This is a genomic window from Streptomyces sp. ITFR-21 (assembly GCF_031844685.1).
GTDB lineage: Bacteria > Actinomycetota > Actinomycetes > Streptomycetales > Streptomycetaceae > Actinacidiphila.
The window spans coordinates 35,762-53,160 of record NZ_CP134607.1; the positions used below are offsets into that span (position 1 = coordinate 35,762).

General features: G+C 70.5%; 16 protein-coding genes. 6 read left to right on the plus strand and 10 right to left on the minus strand.

Going from position 1 to position 17,399, the window contains the following annotated elements; all coding sequences use genetic code 11:
* Positions 1-2: 2 nt before the first annotated feature.
* The 6 genes from RLT57_RS32430 to RLT57_RS32455 form a co-directional block, all read right to left on the minus strand.
* Positions 3-533, minus strand: coding sequence for a hypothetical protein (locus RLT57_RS32430; RefSeq protein ID WP_311301266.1), 531 nt, complete (start codon positions 531-533; stop codon positions 3-5).
* A 179-nt stretch (positions 534-712) separates the two neighbouring features.
* Positions 713-2,782: a DUF2637 domain-containing protein gene (locus RLT57_RS32435; protein ID WP_311301267.1), complete on the minus strand. Its 2,070-nt coding sequence runs from the start codon at positions 2,780-2,782 to the stop codon at positions 713-715.
* A gap of 137 nt (positions 2,783-2,919) precedes the next feature.
* The gene (locus RLT57_RS32440; RefSeq protein ID WP_311301268.1) at positions 2,920-3,309 is read right to left on the minus strand and encodes a hypothetical protein; all 390 of its coding nucleotides are present in this window, start codon (positions 3,307-3,309) and stop codon (positions 2,920-2,922) included.
* Positions 3,310-3,416: 107 nt separating this feature from the next.
* Complete coding sequence (locus tag RLT57_RS32445; protein WP_311301269.1) at positions 3,417-3,650, minus strand: hypothetical protein; 234 nt, start codon at positions 3,648-3,650, stop codon at positions 3,417-3,419.
* The gene (locus tag RLT57_RS32450; RefSeq protein ID WP_311301270.1) at positions 3,647-3,922 is read right to left on the minus strand and encodes a WhiB family transcriptional regulator; all 276 of its coding nucleotides are present in this window, start codon (positions 3,920-3,922) and stop codon (positions 3,647-3,649) included. The genes RLT57_RS32445 and RLT57_RS32450 overlap by 4 nt, the downstream gene beginning before the upstream one ends.
* A gap of 130 nt (positions 3,923-4,052) precedes the next feature.
* A complete protein-coding gene (locus RLT57_RS32455; protein WP_311301271.1) occupies positions 4,053-4,544 on the minus strand; it encodes an ATP-binding protein in 492 nt (163 codons plus the stop codon).
* A gap of 829 nt (positions 4,545-5,373) precedes the next feature.
* Here RLT57_RS32455 and RLT57_RS32460 point away from each other — a divergent pair.
* The 5 genes from RLT57_RS32460 (at position 5,374) to RLT57_RS32480 (ending at position 12,389) form a co-directional block, all read left to right on the plus strand.
* Complete coding sequence (locus tag RLT57_RS32460) at positions 5,374-5,700, plus strand: putative quinol monooxygenase (protein ID WP_311301281.1); 327 nt, start codon at positions 5,374-5,376, stop codon at positions 5,698-5,700.
* Positions 5,700-6,956: a helix-turn-helix domain-containing protein gene (locus RLT57_RS32465; protein ID WP_311301272.1), complete on the plus strand. Its 1,257-nt coding sequence runs from the start codon at positions 5,700-5,702 to the stop codon at positions 6,954-6,956. Before RLT57_RS32460 ends, RLT57_RS32465 begins: the two co-directional genes overlap by 1 nt.
* Before the next feature lie 249 nt (positions 6,957-7,205).
* On the plus strand, positions 7,206-8,441 hold the full coding sequence (locus tag RLT57_RS32470) for a tetratricopeptide repeat protein (protein ID WP_311301273.1): 1,236 nt from the start codon (positions 7,206-7,208) through the stop codon (positions 8,439-8,441).
* 1,609 nt (positions 8,442-10,050) lie between these two features.
* Entirely contained in the window at positions 10,051-11,607 is a 1,557-nt protein-coding gene (locus tag RLT57_RS32475) for a transcriptional regulator (protein ID WP_311301274.1), read from the plus strand.
* Positions 11,604-12,389 (plus strand): DUF721 domain-containing protein, encoded by a 786-nt coding sequence (locus RLT57_RS32480; RefSeq protein WP_311301275.1) that lies wholly within the window; start codon positions 11,604-11,606, stop codon positions 12,387-12,389. Before RLT57_RS32475 ends, RLT57_RS32480 begins: the two co-directional genes overlap by 4 nt.
* Before the next feature lie 349 nt (positions 12,390-12,738).
* Here the strand turns inward: RLT57_RS32480 and RLT57_RS32485 are convergent, their stop codons facing one another.
* The gene (locus tag RLT57_RS32485; protein WP_311301276.1) at positions 12,739-13,776 is read right to left on the minus strand and encodes an AlbA family DNA-binding domain-containing protein; all 1,038 of its coding nucleotides are present in this window, start codon (positions 13,774-13,776) and stop codon (positions 12,739-12,741) included.
* Between the two features lie 127 nt (positions 13,777-13,903).
* Entirely contained in the window at positions 13,904-14,242 is a 339-nt protein-coding gene (locus RLT57_RS32490; protein WP_311301277.1) for a hypothetical protein, read from the minus strand.
* Positions 14,243-14,463: 221 nt separating this feature from the next.
* On the opposite strand from RLT57_RS32490, the gene RLT57_RS32495 reads away from it, so the two are divergent.
* Entirely contained in the window at positions 14,464-14,688 is a 225-nt protein-coding gene (locus tag RLT57_RS32495; RefSeq protein ID WP_311301278.1) for a hypothetical protein, read from the plus strand.
* 735 nt (positions 14,689-15,423) lie between these two features.
* On the opposite strand, the gene RLT57_RS32500 is transcribed toward RLT57_RS32495, so the two are convergent.
* Positions 15,424-15,813, minus strand: a complete 390-nt coding sequence (locus RLT57_RS32500) for a hypothetical protein (protein ID WP_311301279.1) — start codon at positions 15,811-15,813, stop codon at positions 15,424-15,426.
* Positions 15,810-16,304 (minus strand): transcriptional regulator, encoded by a 495-nt coding sequence (locus tag RLT57_RS32505; protein WP_311301280.1) that lies wholly within the window; start codon positions 16,302-16,304, stop codon positions 15,810-15,812. Before RLT57_RS32505 ends, RLT57_RS32500 begins: the two co-directional genes overlap by 4 nt.
* Positions 16,305-17,399 lie beyond the last annotated feature (1,095 nt).

Consider the following 17,399-nt stretch of genomic DNA (forward strand, 5'->3'; position numbering starts at 1 on the left):
CCTCACCCCTGCTTCTGCAGGAAGTCCAGGAACGTCGGCTCCGGACCCTGCGCGGGCACCTGCTGCGCACCCGACTTGGCCAGGGTCTTTCCGTTTCCGTCGGCGTCCTGCATTCCCGTCGAGATTCCGGCGATCTGCTCGGCGGTGTTCAGTACGCGGCCGTTCACACCGCCCTTCCTGACGGACTTCTCCAGGGCCTTGTTCTCCGCCTTCTTCTGCCGCTTGGCGGGCAGTTCGACGTAGCGGCGCTGGAATTCCTTGTCCAGGCGCCCGATGGAATTCACCGCGTCCCGCAGGTCGCTTTCCAGTCGGGCCAGCGGACGCGAAGCGAGAAATGCCCGGATCTTGCGCTCGAACGGCTTGTCGCCGTCGATCCGGACGCCTTCCAGGTCCGCGCGGTACTCGCGCAGCAGCGCCTGGACCTCGTCGGCCATCTGCCGCAGCCGCTCGCGCTGCTGCGCGGCGTACAGGGCGGTGCCGCCCGGCGCGGTCAGGTGGTCCGAGGTCCACCGCGTGGTGTTGGTCTCGGTCATGCCGATGTCCTCCAGAGGATCGAGAAGGGGGGTTGCGGGGGATCGGCCTGCCGGCCGTGGCCGTCACCGGACCGGCGCCCGCTGGCTGCGGGCGCGGTCCGGTGGCGACCATGAGCGGCAGGGTGATCGGTGTACGGCGAGTGCTCACGCTCACGAACCCGTGAGCGCTCACCGAGCGCTCAGGCTGCTTCGGTCTCCGCCTGAGCGCGCAGTCGCTGAGCGGTCGGGCGGGACATGTCCGGCTCGGCAAGCCCGGCTTCCACGAGCGCGCTCACGATCTCCGTCGACGTGGGGCGGCGACCGAGCTTGGCGGCCAGGACCCGGATCGCGGTCACCCGGCGCTCAGTAAGCGCGGTGGCCTCACTGCGTGAGCGCCCGCCGTCCGCTCGCTCACCGCTCGCGCTCGCCGACGCACGCCCACCTTCGTGAGCGCCCGCCGTGAGCGCCTTGCGCTCGCGCTCACCGTGAGCGCGAACGGGGGTGAGCGCGGGCGCGCTCGCGCTCGCGTTGCCGTGAGCGCCGGGGGTGAGCGCGTCGGCCCGCTCGACGGTGAGCGCGCTCGCGTCGTCGGCGAGTGCGGTGGAGTCGGCCGCGGGGGCGAGCGCGTCGGCCAACTCCGCCGGGGCGGACCCGAGCTTGAGCGCCATCCGGTCGGCGAGCGGGGCCTTGCTGCGCCACCGCCACCCGTACTGCTCGCGGAGCTGGGCTCGCAGCAGCGTCTGCTCCTGCAGGCGGGTCAGCGCCTCGGTGTAGGAGGTGATCTCCCACAGGATCATCCGGCGGCGCAGCCGCGCGGTGGGGATCGGGGCCAGGACCCAGCGGGAGCGGCGGATCGACTCCATGCGCTCCTTGCCGGTGACCGCGCCGATCCGCGTGGCGTACACGTGGGAGGCGATCTCGGAGAAGGCCACCCACAGCAGCGTCAGGGCGGCGTGACCCAGACGCCCCGACATGCTGTTCGAGGCGTGCCAGTTCAGGTACACCGTCACCGCCGTCAGCCCCCGCGGCACCCAGCGGACCCAACGCAGCTCCATGCCCATGCGGATCAGGACCAGGTTGGCGCCGGTGAACGCGGGGATGGCGACGTCGATGCCGACCGGCAGCAGCCACGGCCAGGACCAGCCCCACCCGGCCGCCTTGGCCTCCAGCGCGGTGTAGGAGGACAGCAGACCGAGCGTGGACACGGCCACTGCCGCCACGACGATGGCGAGCACGCCCACCAGCTCCTGCCCGGACAGCGGCGGCACCGCGCCGGCGGGCCGGGCATCGGCCATCGCCTTGCGGCGCTTGGCGCGCGACTCGGTCCGGATCTCCCGGCGCCGGGCACGCTGCACGGTCCGCTCGGACGCGGCGGCCAGGATCCGCTCGGCTTCCGCCCGGTCGGCCGCGGCGGCGGCGCGATCGGCGGTCGCTTCCGCAGCCGCCTCGCGGGCGGTGCGGGCGTCGGCGCCTGCCTGCTCGCGCAGCCGCGCCGCGTCCTTCTCCGCCAGGGTCCGCACGTTGCCGGCATCGGTGCGGGCGTCGGCCAGTGCGCGGTCGGCGTCTTCCCGGATGCCCTTGGCGGCCCGCTCGGCAGCGGATCGGACCTGCGCGGCGTGCGCGTCGGCCGCCGTGCGGGTGCGGTCGGCGGCCGTGCGGACGTCGGCGGCCGCGGTGCGGGCCTGCTCCAGTACCTGGTCGGCCGCCGCCGTGGCGCGGGCCCGCAGTTCCTGCTCCTGGCGCCGCGCGTCGGCCAGCACCTGGTCGGCCTCGCGCTGCGCGTCGGCCGTGATCTGGCCGGCGGCGGTGCGGGCGTCGGCGGTGATGGCCTCGGCTCGGGTGCGGGCGTCGGCCAACGCCTGGTCGACGTCGGCGGCCGCGTCCGCGGCGTTGGCGGCGGCCTGCGCGCGGACCTGGTCGACCGCGGCCTGCGCGTCGGCCAGGAGGCGGTCGCGGTCGGCGGCCGCCGTGGTGATGATGGTGTCTGCCTCGCCGCGCGCCGCCTCGAGCAGCTGCTCGGCGCGGGCCTGGCCGTCGGCGAGGATGCGCTGCGCGTCGGCGGCGGCCTGCTCGCGCAAGGCCTCGGCGAGGTCGGCGGCGCGGTCGTTGGCGTCGGCCACGGCCGGGTCGGCCTCGAGCCGGACCGGGGGGTCGGCGACGGCTGGCTTGTCGGTGGTCTCGGGAAGCGCCGGCGGCGCGGTCGCGCGGCGCTGGCGCGGCGGCGCGGCCGCGGCCTTCCGGCGGCGGTTGGCGGTGGCGGACTTGGTCACCGGATGTCCTTCCTGGAACGCGCAGCGCCCCCGGCGAGTCGGCCGGGGGCGCTGGTGACGGGGGTCGGGTCGGGGTGGCACGCTGAGCGGTGCGCCCGGCCTCGGCACCTCAATTGCCGAGGGCGGGCGTTCCCGCGTCAGTCCGTGACGGGGAGTTGCGGCTGGCCGGTGTCGGTCCGCAGTACCTGGCGCAGCCAGGCGACGGCGGCCGGGGACATCGCCCCGGCGTCGGGGTCGCTCAGCGGCGCGGTGTCGATGTCGTGCATCGCGTCGACGGCCGGGAGCAGCCGCATGTAGTCGGGGTGGGCGGACAGGTAGCGCTTGGTCGCCACCTCCACCAGGTCGTACATCTTCTCGTTGGAGTTGACGTTGACCCAGCCGCGCTCCACCTTGCAGATGGTGGTGTGGCCCGGCTTGCCGGTCCAGAACTTCTCCGCGTCGCGGTACAGGACGTAGTCGCCCGCCTTGTAGCGGGTGCTGCGCGGGGCGGTGTCGGCGGTGCGCTGCTGGCGCGACTGGTCGGCCACGGCGCCTCCTTCGTATGTGGTGGTCCGGGCTGTCCGGCTCCCCTCTGCCCCGTCCGTCCCCGCGGGTGGCGGGACGGGCGGGGGAGGCAACCGACAGACGGTGCGGGTCAGTTGGCGGGGCTGTGCAGCGGCTCGGTGGCCGGCCGCGTGCGGCGGCCGGTCCGGCCGTGAGCGCTGCGCAGTGCGGCGCGCACCGCCCGGCGTACCGGGCGGGAGGCGCGGGCGCGGGAGACACGGGCCGCCGGGCGGCGGACTCCGGCGGCGACCAGGACCTCGAAGGAGTCGTAGTCGGCGGCGGTCCAGTCCTTGTACGGGGAGCTGCGGCGAAGGCTGATCCTCATACCGACACCTCCGTGTTCTTCGCGCGGTTGGCGGCGCGGTTGCGGGCGGCGCGGCGCCGCATGCTGCGGCGTTCGTCCTCCGACAGGCCGCCCCACACGCCGTGCTCCTGGCCCGACTCCAGCGCCCACTGCAGGCAGTGGTCCATCACCGGGCAGCGTCGGCACACGCTCTTGGCCTCCTCGATCTGCAGCAGCGCGGGGCCCGCGTTGCCGACCGGGAAGAACAGCTCGGGGTCTTCGTCCGTGCACTGTGCCTGGTGTCGCCAATCCATGGCGTCTCCTCAGTCGTGATCGTGCGTCAAGGGGTGTTCAGCAGGTCGGGGCGGCGGTGATCGCGGCTCTCCGGCGCGGCGTGCACGCCATCAACGGGCTGACCTCCCGGCCGCCCCGGCCGGTGCGCTGCTACTTCGTGTCCGCGACCAGGCGGCAGCGGATCTGCTTGCCGATCGGGCTGCGGTCGACGGTCCAGCCGGGGGCGAGCAGGTCCAGCAGGACCAGGCCGCGCCCGGACTCCGCCAGGCCGTCGCCCGCGGTGCGGTGCGGCAGCAGGTCCGGGGCCGGGTCGTGCACGGCCACCGTGATGCCGTCGCGGTTGCGGTAGACGTCGACGACCAGCGGGACGTGGTCGCCGCAGGCGCGCACCGCGTTGCCGATCAGCTCGGACAGCACCAGCTGCGCGGCGCCGGCCGACTCGAGGTCGGCGCCGTAGGCCTGGAGGACGTCCGCGGTCAGGTGCCGGACGGCGGTCAGGCTGTGCTCGCTGGCGGTGATGTGCGCGGTGAATCCGCCGGGCCGGCGGCGCAGGTACAGGCCGGGGACCGAGGCCGGAAGCGCCGGCCCCTGCTCGGTCATCGTGCCGGTGCCGTACGTCGTGGCGGCGGCCGGCGCGGTCACCGCGCTCCGCCCTTGTTGTCCTGCCGGACGCGGCGCAGTGCTTCGTCCATGTCCGGGTCGCTGTCCCCGCGCACGATCGGCGAGGGGGATGTCATGATGTACGTCAAGGTCGCACTCCTACTCGACTCTCTGGTGATGAGCTGGGGTGGAGCGACCGACGACGAAAGGCCCCGGGTAGCCGCCCGGGGCCTTCGCATGTTGCGTGTCGGTCCTGCATCCCCCGCCAGCGCCGCCCCGTGTGGTGCGGGCGGCGAAGACGGGCAGCACAGGAACGCTGCTTGAGTGGCGCGTCTTCTTCCTCGCGCCTGGCCACCTTTCGTCTGGGAGGTGGCGTGTCCCACGGCGGCGGTTCACCTTCCCCACCGTGCGATGTTGTTGACCGGTCACCGGCTGGAGAGCGTCTAAGGTCGCGCGGCCGCGCACCGAGGTGCGGGGGCGGGTGTATCGCTCGGCTCTCCGTGGCGCAGAACAGGGTCACTCTCGCTCCCCCGACCTGCACCGCCGTTAGCGGTGGCTGGGTTGTCTGGCCCCAGCCGGCCCTTCTGACGCGGATCAACCAGCCCCACAAGGACTGGCGCGCCGGTTACCTTCCCGCTCACCTCACCAGTCGCCTGGTCAGGGTCGGGTGTCGTCACCCAGCGATCCGCATCTTCAGTTCTTAAGGAACGAGCGCTGCCTTTCCCCGCCCACGAAGGGGAGGTCCGGGCGCCACATCTCGAAGGTAGTAGCACTGTGAGTGCGAGTCAACACCTCAAGTTCTATCTAGCACTCTCGCGCCTAGTGTGAGAATGTGTCCGTGACGACGCGACAGAGAGAGGGAGGCAGCACCGTGCCCAGCGGATACGCACTGGTAGTGCGCTTCACCCTGCGAGACACCACCGCTGCCCAGCAGTTCGATGAGCTGGTCGCCCAGACTGCGGTGGGCATCCGCACCGAGCCCGGCACGCTCGTCTACGCCGTGCACGAGCCGGTCGATGAACCGCTGGTGCGGGTCTTCTACGAGCTGTACGCCGACCGGGATGCCTTCCAAGCCCACGAGGACCAGCCGCACACCAAGCGTTTCCTCGCCGCCCGTAGCCAGTTCCTGGCTGGGACCGAGGTGACGTTCCTCAACGAGGTGGCCGGCCTCAGCAAGCGCCCCGGATCGGAGGGGTGATGAAGCCGACCGGAAGAGACGTCGACCCGGCAGACCGCGCCTTCGGGCAGCGGGTGCAGAAGTTCCGCAAGGAGCGGGGTCGCACTCAGGCTGAACTCGCAGCGGCACTCGGCAAGACGAGTAGCTGGATGTCGCAGGTAGAGCGTGGGGTGCAGCCGGTCCAGCGAGTCGATCTGCTCCAGCAGCTGGCCGACGAACTGGCCGTGTCTGTCCAGCAGTTGCTGCCCGACGCATCGACGGACCTTGGCGGGCCGTCATCGGCTCCCGCCCCGCTCTCCTTGTCGAACGACCTGGACGAGACGCGCCGGCTGATCTCCGGCCACCCGGCCCTTCGCACCCTGCTGTCCGGCCTCGGTGACGACGCCGACCGGCCGCTGGACGCACTTCGAGGCGACGTCGACGACCTGTGGGAGCTCACCCATGCGGGGCAGCTCGCTCAGGTCAGCGCCCTCGCGGTGGACCTGCTCCCGGAGCTCGAGCGGGTAGCCCGCACGATCGCGGAGCAGCACCAAGCCGACCTGCACCTGCTGCTGTCCCGCGCCTACCAGGCTCTGTCCGCCGCGTTCGTCCGACAGGGCGAAGCCGACGCTGCCTGGGTCGCGGCCGACCGCGCCGTCTTCGCCGCGGAGCGCTCCGGTGATCCGCTCCATGTCTGTGCCAGCGTCTTCCGCATGGTCCAGGCGTTCGTTCGCCTGCGCAGCCTTGGCCAGGCCGAACACGCCGCGCGCACCGCAATCGAGGCTCTGGAAGGCCGGGGCGTCGACGCACCGCCGGCGCTGTCCGTGCTCGGCTCCCTGCATTTGGCCCTGGCCCTGGTACACGCACGTGCTGGCGCCCGCGCCGAAGCCAAGGAAGAGATCGCACAGGCCCGGGTGATCGCCGATCGCCTGGGCGAGAACCGGAACGACTTCAACCTCGAGTTCGGCCCGGTCAACGTCGAAATCCAGGCGGTCAGCACGGCCGTCGATCTCGGCGACGCAGGCGAAGCCCTCGATATCGGCTTGGCCATCAACGCCGACGACCTCTCGCCTGAGCGCCAGGGGCGGTTGCTGATGGACCTGGGGCGAGCTCACGCGCAGCGGCGCCACGGGGGCGAAGCCCTCGACTGCCTGCTGCGCGCGGAAGCCGTAGCTCCCGAGACGATCCAGACTCACCAGGCCTCGCGCGCAACCATCCGTGAGCTGGTGCTGATCGCCGGTCCCAACGCACCGCGCGAGCTGCTCGAGCTGGCCGAACGGGCGGACGCTCTTGACTAAGCGGCAGCCGATCATTGTGAGCACCTCCTCCGTCGCATCCGCGGGGACTGGCGCTCACCGTGCTCTGTCGTTTCCGCTACGGAAAGTGACATGTGGGGGTGACATCTGAGATGTCACCAGCTCTTGTCACCTCCGCACCGTCAGGGCTGCGTGCCATGCTCGGCACCGGAAGGGCCGGCCAGCTCTGCGCGGGCGTTCCCGCGTCGCCGGGCTGGTCGCGCCGCACGACGTGCCCGGGGAAGAGGAGCCATGGCTGCTGACGAACGGCCCGACTGGGCACGCCGGATGGTTGAGGAGCGGGCAGCGCGCGACTGGTCCCAGACCGACGCGGTGCGCGCGCTGATGGCCCGCCTCCCCGATGACCAGGTGGTCGGAGAGCACGACCTGCTGCGGCAGTGGAAGCGCTGGGAGGCCGGGGACGCGCAGCCGGTCAAGTACCGATCGGCCATCGCTCAGACCTTCGGCACCACCACGGGTGCGTTCTTCCCCGAGCGCAGCCGCCGCGACGGCCGAGCGGAAGTGTTGCAGGTCAGCGGCATGGACACCGTGGACATCATCGCTCGGCTGCGAGCATCCGACGTCGACACCGCGACGCTGGACGCGCTGCGGATCACCGCAGACCGCCTGTGCTGCGAGTACGCCTACTTGCCCGCCGACCAGCTGCTCCTGGAGGGCAAGGCTTGGCTCGCGCGGGTCGTCGGGCTCCAGCACCAGCGGGTGAGCCTGGCGCAGCACCGCGAGATCATCGCGCTCGCCGGCAAGCTGTCGCTGCTGGTGGGCTGCGTGGAGTACGACTCCGGGCGGCCGCGGGACGCGGAGGCGACCCGGCAGGCCGCACTGATGCTCGGGCAGGAAGCTGGGGAGCTGAGCGTGCAGGGGTGGGCGCACGAGATGCGCGCCTGGTTCGCGCTGACCCGGGGTGACTACCGCGGCGTCATCGCGGCCTCGGAGGCCGGCGTCGCCGTGGCGCCGAACGAGTCCGTGGCCGCGCAGCTGTACGCGCAGCAGGCGAAGGCGTGGGCCCGACTCGGAGACCGGACGCAGACTGAGGTGGCGCTCGACAAGGGCCGCCAGTTGCTGGAGCGGTTGCCGTACCCGGAGAACATCGAGGACCACTTCGTCGTGGACCCCGGCAAGTACGACTTCTACCGGATGGACGCCCTGCGCAAGGTCGGCGAGAACCGGCTCGCGGAGCAGCTGGCGACCGAGGTGATCCGGGCGGGCACGGATTTCGACGGGGTGGAGCGCTCACCCATGCGGATCGCTGAGGCCCGCGTGACGTTGGGCGTGGTCGCGGCCCGCGAAGGCGACTTGGACACGGCGCTGGCGTACGGAGAGCAGGCGCTCAGTGGCACCCGCCGCTCGCTGCCGTCGCTGGCGATGGTCGCAGCCGACCTTGGACAGGTCCTCCAAGCCCAGTACGGACATGCTGACGAGGCTCGCGAGTTCGTCGCCCACCTGCGAGAACTGCGAGGTGGCCAGTGACACCAGCTCGCACGACGTCTTGCCTAGGCGGGCGGAGAGGAGGGATGGATGGCAAAGCACTACAGGTGCGCAGAGCCGATCACTCTGTCCGAACGGGAGCTGCGGTTCCTCTCGGAGATTCCGCACGCCGACGATTTGGTCGAGGCGGAGTTGTCGTGCGAGCTGGAGACTGCTCACCCAGGACCGCACCATGCGCTGGGGGACTGTTCGAAGCCGATTGGGGCCGGCCGTTTGGCCAACGGGGAAGCAGTGTCCTGGTGGGTCCGGTGGGAGGACCAGGATGGTCGTCGCGACGTAGTCCCAACAGCGAACTGCCCGGCGGAGACCATGCCGGGAGCAGTCATGTCCGAGGTGTGCTGCCTCTTCCTCGGTCATCCAGGACGCCACGAGTACGAACTAGAAATGCCGACTTGATCGTGCCTGGTCAGAGCGTTTTCACCCGGGGTTTGCAAAGTAAATGCTTTGTAGGCAGGGCCGCTTGGGTGGGCTACGGTCCGGGCCTGCCGTTGGATACACCCCTTGAGGTGTGTAGTCGAGCCGGTGTCCAGCGACGTACGGTCGCGATCTCGAAGGTCGGAAGGGAGGTAGCGGGCATGTTCGCCAACGTCGTCCCGTCACGCGGGACCTGGCGGAAGGTCAGCGCGCGCCTGGCGGGACCAGGGGAGGTCGTTCGGCGTGTTTGGCCCATCGGGCTGAATGCGGCACCGAGGATGGTGGGCATGACCACGCCCGTGGTGACGACACGTCACGACCCCGTGCACTCGCCGTGGCTGCGGAACGGTACAGTGACCACCGACGTTGATCAAAACGTGAGTGTGGCCCCGTCGATCGCCCTTGAGCAAGGCGAGCGGGGCCACGGGGCCGAGGACCTTGTGATGGGGGTCCGGTCGGCCGGCCGCACACCCTTGCAACGAAGGGATGGCGACGTGATCAGGGTACCCGCCCATTCGCGTTCCAAGACCGAACCCCGCCGTGGGGTCAGCAGCCATGGGTTGCTGGACCTTCGCCGGGCTGTTCGTGCTGCCCAAACGCACGTCATCCCGGTCCGCACCTCTGCTGAGGGGGCCGGGATGACGTAGGTCGGTGGCGGCAGAGCCGCCGGGGTTCTGGTCCACGGAGACGATCCCCATCGTCTCGGGCTGAGCACCCCACATGTCACCGGAGAGCTTGGCGGCTCTCCCGTGGTTCGCCGGTTGGCGCCGGTCGAACTATCCGATCTCTGGCCGAGATCAACAAAGCACCCGAGGGGCTTCGTCATGCCCTCATCCGTACGGAAGGAGGCGTCTGCCATTTTGCACGCGCACCGGTGGGTGCGCCAGTTCTGGCGTGCCCGCGTATCCCTGATTCAGCCATCCGAGCGGCCCCGCCGCGGTTACGCCGTGGCGGACATCACACGATGTGGTGTCCCCGGACCGGCCTGCGGAGCTGATCGAAAGTCGTTGCTCGCGGCCGTCACACGGTCAGCGATTCCGACACCTGTAGAAGACGTGAGCACCCCTTCGTCCACAGGCGGCCGCCTCGCGGCCCGCGTTCTCTGTCCTCTATCCACAGGCGATCTGTTCCACGGTCGCCGGATGACTTCTGTCCCGACGCCGGCCCGGGTGGGCCGATGAGCACCGCGGCGGCAACGGCCGCTGTGCGGGTTCCGTCGCCGCGCCGTCCCGGCCTGCCAGGCGACGACGCGGTCGACGTGCTGGCGGAGCTCCCGGAGCTGTTCGTGCCGGAGGCCTCGCACTGGCTGTCGACGTCGGCGAGCCGACTGGCGATGGACGGCTACAGCTGGATGCAGGCGGTGCACTGGGTGGCGGGCAGCGGCCTGTACGAGCCGCGTCGGCACCACAAGTCCGGGCCGCGCTCGTTCGGTCCCACGACGGTGCGCGTTGCCCAGGAGCTGGCGAAGTTCGTCCAGTGCCGTCCCGGGATCGAGCTGCTGATGGCGCGCACGGGTCTGTGCAAGCGGTCGGTGGAGAACCACCTGCGGATGCTGCGGGAGACGGGCCTGCTGGTGTGGGTGTTCCAGGGGACCCGGGCCAAGGGCGGGGACCGGAAGGCGAGCGAGTTCGTGCTGATGGTCCCGCCGGAGTTCGACGCTGCGCTGGGGATCCGCACGGTGCAGCGGTATGAGGCGGCGCCGGACTACACGCGGGCGGTGGCCGGGATGGGCGAGGCGGGCCGGGAGGCGATGGCGAAGCTGGCGAAGAAGGCGGCCCGGAAGGTCCGCAAGCCGAAGAAGAAGGCGGCCTCGAGGCGGTCGGCGAAGGTCTCGCCGGCGGCGTCGGCGCAGGGTGCAGCGGAGAGCGGGCAGCACGGCCAGGAGCCGGTTTCCGGGCCGGATTTGGGCGAGGGCCGTTGCACCCCAATGCAGGGTGGTACCTCAACTGTCTCCACTGCCGGTAGTACCCCTGATCCCTCTGAGGACAAGCTCGCAAGCGGGCAGCACGAGTCGTCTCACCCGAGGAAGGCCAAGCGCGGGCCGCGGAAGCTCAACCAGGTTGGGCAGCGGTTCTCCCTGGCAGGGGAGCTGATGCGGCGGGTGCCGTGGCTGCGTCCTGCCGACAAGGCGCGGATCGCGTGGGCGGTCAACGAGGTCTCCGACGCGGGCTGGACGGCCGATGAGGTCCTGGCTGTCCTGGACCTGCGCCAGGAGCCGCCCGGCGGCGTACGGCGGGCTTCCGGGTTCCTCGCGGCCCGGATGCGCGGCATGGCGACCATGCCCGGCTGGACCACCCGCCAGCAGCGCGCCGCGCAGGTCGACCACCGCAACGCCGCCGTCGATGCCGCCCGCAAGGACCGCATTCAGCAGGTCCGCAACAGCCAAGAACGCAGCGAGGGCGCCTGGCAGGCGCCGCGCAGCGCCGCCGTGCGAAGCGAGGTCGACCAGCTGCTCGGGCAGGCCTTCGCGCCCAAGCCGCGGGCAGCCGACGCCGAAGGGCTGCCGGAGCTTTCGGGCCCGCAGGATCTCACCGCGACCGAGATCGCGGAGATGCGCCGGGCGGCGGCCGCGGAGCTGATGAGGGGTGAGACGTCGCTGATCAGCATGGCCGTGGAGTGGTGGGGACCGGCGGCCGCGGAGCGCATCTACGGCACCGGCCTGGTCCACCGCGCCCGGCAGCTGGCCTCCATGACGTCGCTCAGCGAGTTCGGCATCGACAGGGGGCAGCAGTGACCAGCACCGACCCCAGCAGCGCCCCGCGGCCGCCAGAGTCCGCGGCGTCGACGGCACCGTCCGGTGTGGACCTGGCCCGGGTCGCGTTGCAGGCCGCCAAGGCCACCGCCCGCAAGCGCGGCGAGCAGCCCGGGGCGGGCAAGCCCCGCCGCGTCCGGGTCGGTCGGTCCGTACGCGGCGACGGCCGCGAACCGGTCGGCCTGGCGGCGGCGTTCCAGCAGCTCGTCACCGAGCGGGCGTGGGAGGTCCCGGCCGCCGGCGGGACCGTGCTGCAGCAGTGGCCGGCCATCGCGCCCGACCTCGCCCCGCACGTGAAGGCAGTCGCCTTCGACGCCGACACCGGCCGCCTGGACCTGCTGCCGGACTCGCCCGCCTACGCCACCCAACTGCGGATGAGCACCGCCCGCCTGGTCGCCATGGCCAACCAGGTCGCTGGCCGTGAAGCGGTGCGCAGCATCCGCGTCCTGCCGCCCGGCACCCGGACCTCCGCTCCGGCCGCCGAGGTGTCTCCGGCTGCCGCGCCGGAGCCGGCCGGGCCGGTGCGCACTCGCGAGGACGCCTCCGCCGGCTACCGCCAGGCGCTCACCGCCCTCCAGGCCGGCAAGGTGGAGCAGGGCGACAAGCTCGCCCCATCTGTCCGCGCCGCGATCGAGCGGCAGAACCAGGCGCTACGGGAACGCCGCGAGGCCGAAGAGGCGTTCGGCGACGGCCAGGCCGCGCTTGAGGAACTGCGCGCCAAAGCAAAAGGCCGTGGGTTCGAGTTTTCCGAAGTGGCCTCGTAGCCGAACTCACGGGTCGTGCGTTCAGAACGGTACCGGAGCAGGCTCGGGTTTCTCCGAGCCTGCCGAACCGAGGGGCACCGGTGTAGGGGTCGCTGGAACCTCGATGGAGCTGGCGATATTCGGCTGGAAGGGGCTGGCTGTGCACGAGGATCGGCGATTCAGGGCTGCGACTGGGGCGCGTAGCCTCATGTTCGCCCAACATGCGACGCTCCCGCTACGCGGAGGCAGTCATGGCCGCGGACAGCCCGCCGACGTGAGGAGCTGCTGGCCCCTTCCGGAGTGCACCAACTCGCCGCTTGCCCACGTCGCCCAGTCGTCGGGCACTGCTCGCTGTGTGGTCGCGTCTGGCTCAGCTCAAGAGGCCCCTGCGGTTCAGCGAGTTCATGAGTTCGATGCGCGCCTCAAGGAAAGCGTCACGAGCCTCGGACAGGTCGGCCAACATCTGCTGGTACCGCTCGGGGTCAGAGCGCTTCCACTCCGGGGGGACCTCTACGTAGGCCGGGGGGCTGGAGCCGTCATCCGGGTCGAACATGCCGTCAAGTTCGTCGATCACTCGGCGGAGGCTGTCCATGAACGTAGCGTGCGCGTCCACCAGTTCAGGATCGAGGAATTTGATGTCGTTGTCGGCGATGAGGCTATCCCAGGCCGTGTCGATCGCTCGCGTGACATCCGCCCTGACCCGGCGCATCGTTGGCCGGCCCTGGAGCATGCGGAGCCAGGGCGCGTCAAAGGGCATCGCAGCAAGGATCCGCTGCGCCTTGGACCGGTCCGCAGTGTTCCCGTGCAGTGCGACGGACCCCTCGGCCGCTCGACGCACGCCGCTGTCGTCGGTAGCCGGGGCTCCGATGGCCATCCACCCTGCGGACAGCTGGCGGTGAGTCTCCTGGCGGCTCCAGAAAACAGTCTGGTCTCCCCGTCGCACGGGGACAGCGAGACCTGCGACCGACGGCGAGTCCTTCCTGGTAGGCGGCGGAATCACGAACGGGCGCGCGCTGGCGGGCTGAGCTGGGATGTCAATGCTCAACACTCCTTTGCCGTTCCCGCACTCGACCCATTTCAGCTCCAGGCCCTCAATGTGCGGGTAGACCCGCTCGTCGATCAACTTGCGGTACGTCTCCGTGTCGACCAGCGTCCGTGGCACTGCGTTGACTTCCGAGACGGTCTCCACTCCGTTGGCCTTGATCGCCTTGAAGCCGATGATGAGCAGCCCACCGGTCGCGGTGTTGGCAAAGCCAGCGACGTCCTTGACGAGCTCTTCCTTGGGGCGAGGCCCTTCGTCGACCATGTAGGGCGCAGACTTCACGTCCATCCATCCGCACTCTTCAATGCCTATCAATGCCGCAAAGTCTCCGGCGCTGAGCGCCGCACGCACGTCTTCGATGTTCACGGGGCCTAGCATGGACGGCGCTGTGAACGGCGTAAACACCGTGCCCAGCGCCCTCCCACGCGTATATGGGGGACCTCCATCAGAGGTTCAAGACCGGGGGGGGTTCTGGCTCATCTGGTAATGCCTCTTACCCAGGCTCTGGTCTCGGTGCGGGTCCCGCAGTGCGGAGGCCGTGTTCGATGAGGCCGGGTTGGTCGATGGTGCCGGTGTAGCGCAGGGCCGCGCCGACGGACAGGCCGAACAGGTCGCAGATGCGGCGGGGGTCGCCACCGGTGGCCTCGGCTTCATGGAGGAGGCGGTCTTCGCGGAGCCGGCTGGTGGGCATGCCGAGCACGTCGTTGATCCAGACGTGGCTGACCGGTTCCACGCCGCAGCCTGTGGTCTGGGAGAGGAACAGGTGGGTGTTGGCGGTGCGGGGCCAGCGGTGGTTTCGGTAGTCCAGGTAGGCAGCCAGGCGGGTACGCACGGGGTCGGCGAGTAGGACCGTTCGGTTCGGCAGGAACAGGCGGCCGGGTCCGGCACCCAGGAGCCGGCCCGGTAGCTCTCGGGTGTTGAGGAACATCGGAACGAAAACCGGCGCTAAGCCCTCTCGGACCCTGATTGGGCGTTGAACTGGGAACGGGACACATCGGCAGGCGCGTAGGATCACCTCCCATTCCAAATCGACCCCCGGGGAGGCATCGCGCGATGGCATTGGTAGAAGGCGAGTACGAGTTCGAGTGCGACGAGTGCGACGGGGACGGGTCCGTACAAGTCATCTGGGCCGAGGTCGAGGATAGCGACGAGGTCGGGCCGGCCTGGGCCAAGTGCGAGGACTGCCGCGGCGAGGGCGTGGTGTGGGTGGACGAGAAGGTGGCGGCCGAGAAGATCCTGTACGGGCAGACACCGATCCGTACGCCTGCTGGCGCGTGAAGGTCGGCTTCGGAGGGTTGAGGGAACATCGGAACCAAGACAGGCTCATAACGGCCATGCCGCAGATAACGGGGGCGCTTCACGCACTCCTAATCTGGTGTAGCTGCAGCTCACGGTGGCCGGTGCCGCAGATAACAGCGCATTATCTGCGGCAGGGCGATCACGGAGCGTACAGACGCACGATCTTGCGCCGATGTTCCTCAACCCCCCTCTCCAGCAGCACCGCCGCATCGCGGCGCAGCGCCTCGCCCAGCGCCCTCGTGGTCGTTACGCACACCCAACGACACCCGCCCGGTCCGCGGCACGCCACCCCGGTTGCAACAACGGGAGCAGCAGCGTGCAGCACTGGTGTGCAGCAACCGCAGCAACCGGCGTGTGCTGCTCCGGTTGCTGCGGTTGCAGCACTGGTGTGCAGCAACCGCAGCAACCGGCGTGTGCTGCTCCGGTTGCTGCGGAGCTTTGGGACATGCCCACGGGCCAGGTGGCACAAGGGCGCTGCTCGTGCAGCACGCGGTTGCTGCACCCCCGTTTCCCGCCGGGGGGAACGATGCAACGCCCCGGTGCTGCGTGCCTGGTCACCGTGCAGCAACCGGAGCTCCTGGCGGCGGTGAAACCAGCCCGCTGCCTGCGAGTTTCCCGCCGGGGGGAACGATGCAACGCCCCCTCCGCCTCGCGGGCATGGCAACGGCGCCGCACCTCGGGAGTGCGGCGCCGTTGCCATGCCCGCGAGGCGGGTCAGCGGTGGCCGTGCAGCTGGTGGACGACCGCGAGGGGCGCGTCGACGTCGTCGTGGCCGTCGGCGGGCTGCTGGACGGCCGGGCCGATCGCAGCGGGACCGAGACGGTAGAACTTCACGCCGACGGCCGTGTACGCGAGCTGGAGCCAGCCGTGCTCTGCGAGCCGGCCGATGCTGCGCGAGGCGCTGGTGGTGCTCAGGCCCACCGACTTGCCGATGTCGGTCGCAGTGCTGGGCACCGGCTCGCCCATCGGGACGGCGGTGGCGTAGAACCACAGCACCTTCACGTCCGCGCCCTGCTTGAGCTGCGAGCGCAGCAGCAGGGCATTGAGCTCGCCGGCCTCCATGAAGCGCGGCTCTTCGAGCTGCTCAGCGGCGGGCGACGTCATGACGCGGCCTCCTCATTCATCTCAGGCGGGCACGGAACCACAGGGCGCGGAACCTTCTCGGCAGCCCTGCGCTGCCGCAGGGAGGACCCGTCGAAGGCGGCCCGGGCGTTGAGCTTGTAGAAGACCACCCGGCCAACGGTCTCCGCCAGCACCAGGTAACCCCCGCGGTGAAGATTACCCACCGACTTGCCCACAGCATTCGCACGCAACTCCAGCTCAGCGGCGATCTCGCGGAAACTCTGCCGCAGCGGCTGGTCACCCACGGGCGCGTTGAACAGGTAGTGGCCGTAGACCAGCTTGTCATTCTTCGTATACCCGCTGTCCTTCGCCCACAGCGCGGCGCCGTTGACCTTGCTTGCGTTCACGTGCCGGCCGCCACCGCTCCAGTCGTACGGCTCCTTGTCCTCATCGGCTCCGAGCAGCTCCAGCTGGACGTACTCGCCGGTGCTGGTGTTCACCGCTGGCCTGACCCGGCCCATGCTGCTCCTCACCTCGGGGTTTCCCCTCCAGGGGAACGATGTACGCGGGCCGACCGTAGCCCGCGGTTCCCCTCCAGGGGAACCCGACACGCCGAACCAGGGGCTCCTGACGCTCGATCATTTCCCCTACAGGGGAAAGGTGCGTCCCAGAGTGACATTCGAATAGCCCGCATTGATACACCCCGACGCCATGACCAGCGGCGATGATCGTCCGCCTCTTGATCTCCATCAGGTACGCGCACCCGCGCGGGCCGGACCCCGTCGTGGCGGAGGCGGCTTCGCGTGCGGCTGTGCGGCCACCCTGCGGGCCGTGGACGGCGCCAGCGGTCCCTGAGTCTCGGGCGGTGCCGGTCGTGACGGACAAACGCCAGCAGCGGGGCCGGCCACCGTGGACGGTTCCGCCGCGCGGCCTGGCGGCCACACAGCTCCTGTACCTCCGTACGCTGAATTCCGGCAGAAAGGACGAACGGGTTTCTGTTCTTCGGCTGAGGTAATTACCGGCCGCAGTAATGGGTTTCGCAAGCACATTTCCTCAGCGTGAATAGCGGGAATTCCGGCAGCGCGTCTATCAACGCGATCGGTGGATTCAGACGCCGCGATGCGCCCTGGGCGAGTGTGCTCCGGGGGTGGTGTCTGAGTCCAGAGGTTAGCGCAGTCGCCACGTTGACGCACCACGGATCAGCCCCCACAACCGGAACTGTCCGAAACCGATCCGCCCCTGCCCCCTGACCAGTCCCGACCCCCGCCGCACCCTGACCCGACCACACCCACCCCGGTCACCCTCACCGCCCCAACCCCCCACCACCCCCGGCCGGCCAACCGTGCCCACCCCTCCCCTCCTAGCCAGCCTGCTTGTTGCCCGCCCCGTACGGGCCGCGCCGAACGGCTGTTCCCGCACCGGTTGCGGGGCGCAACGCGCACCGCCAGGACCCGAGCGGAGCGAGGGGCCAAGGCCCGCCAGGAGGCGGGCGGAGCCCGCCGCATGGCGGGCCGTCAACCCTGGAGCGAAGCGGAGGGGTTGGCCCGGCTACGCCGGGCAGACCGCGCGGAGCGCGGTCACGCAGAGCGAAGCGAGGCGTCTCGCTTGCACATCGCGCAGCGATGTGG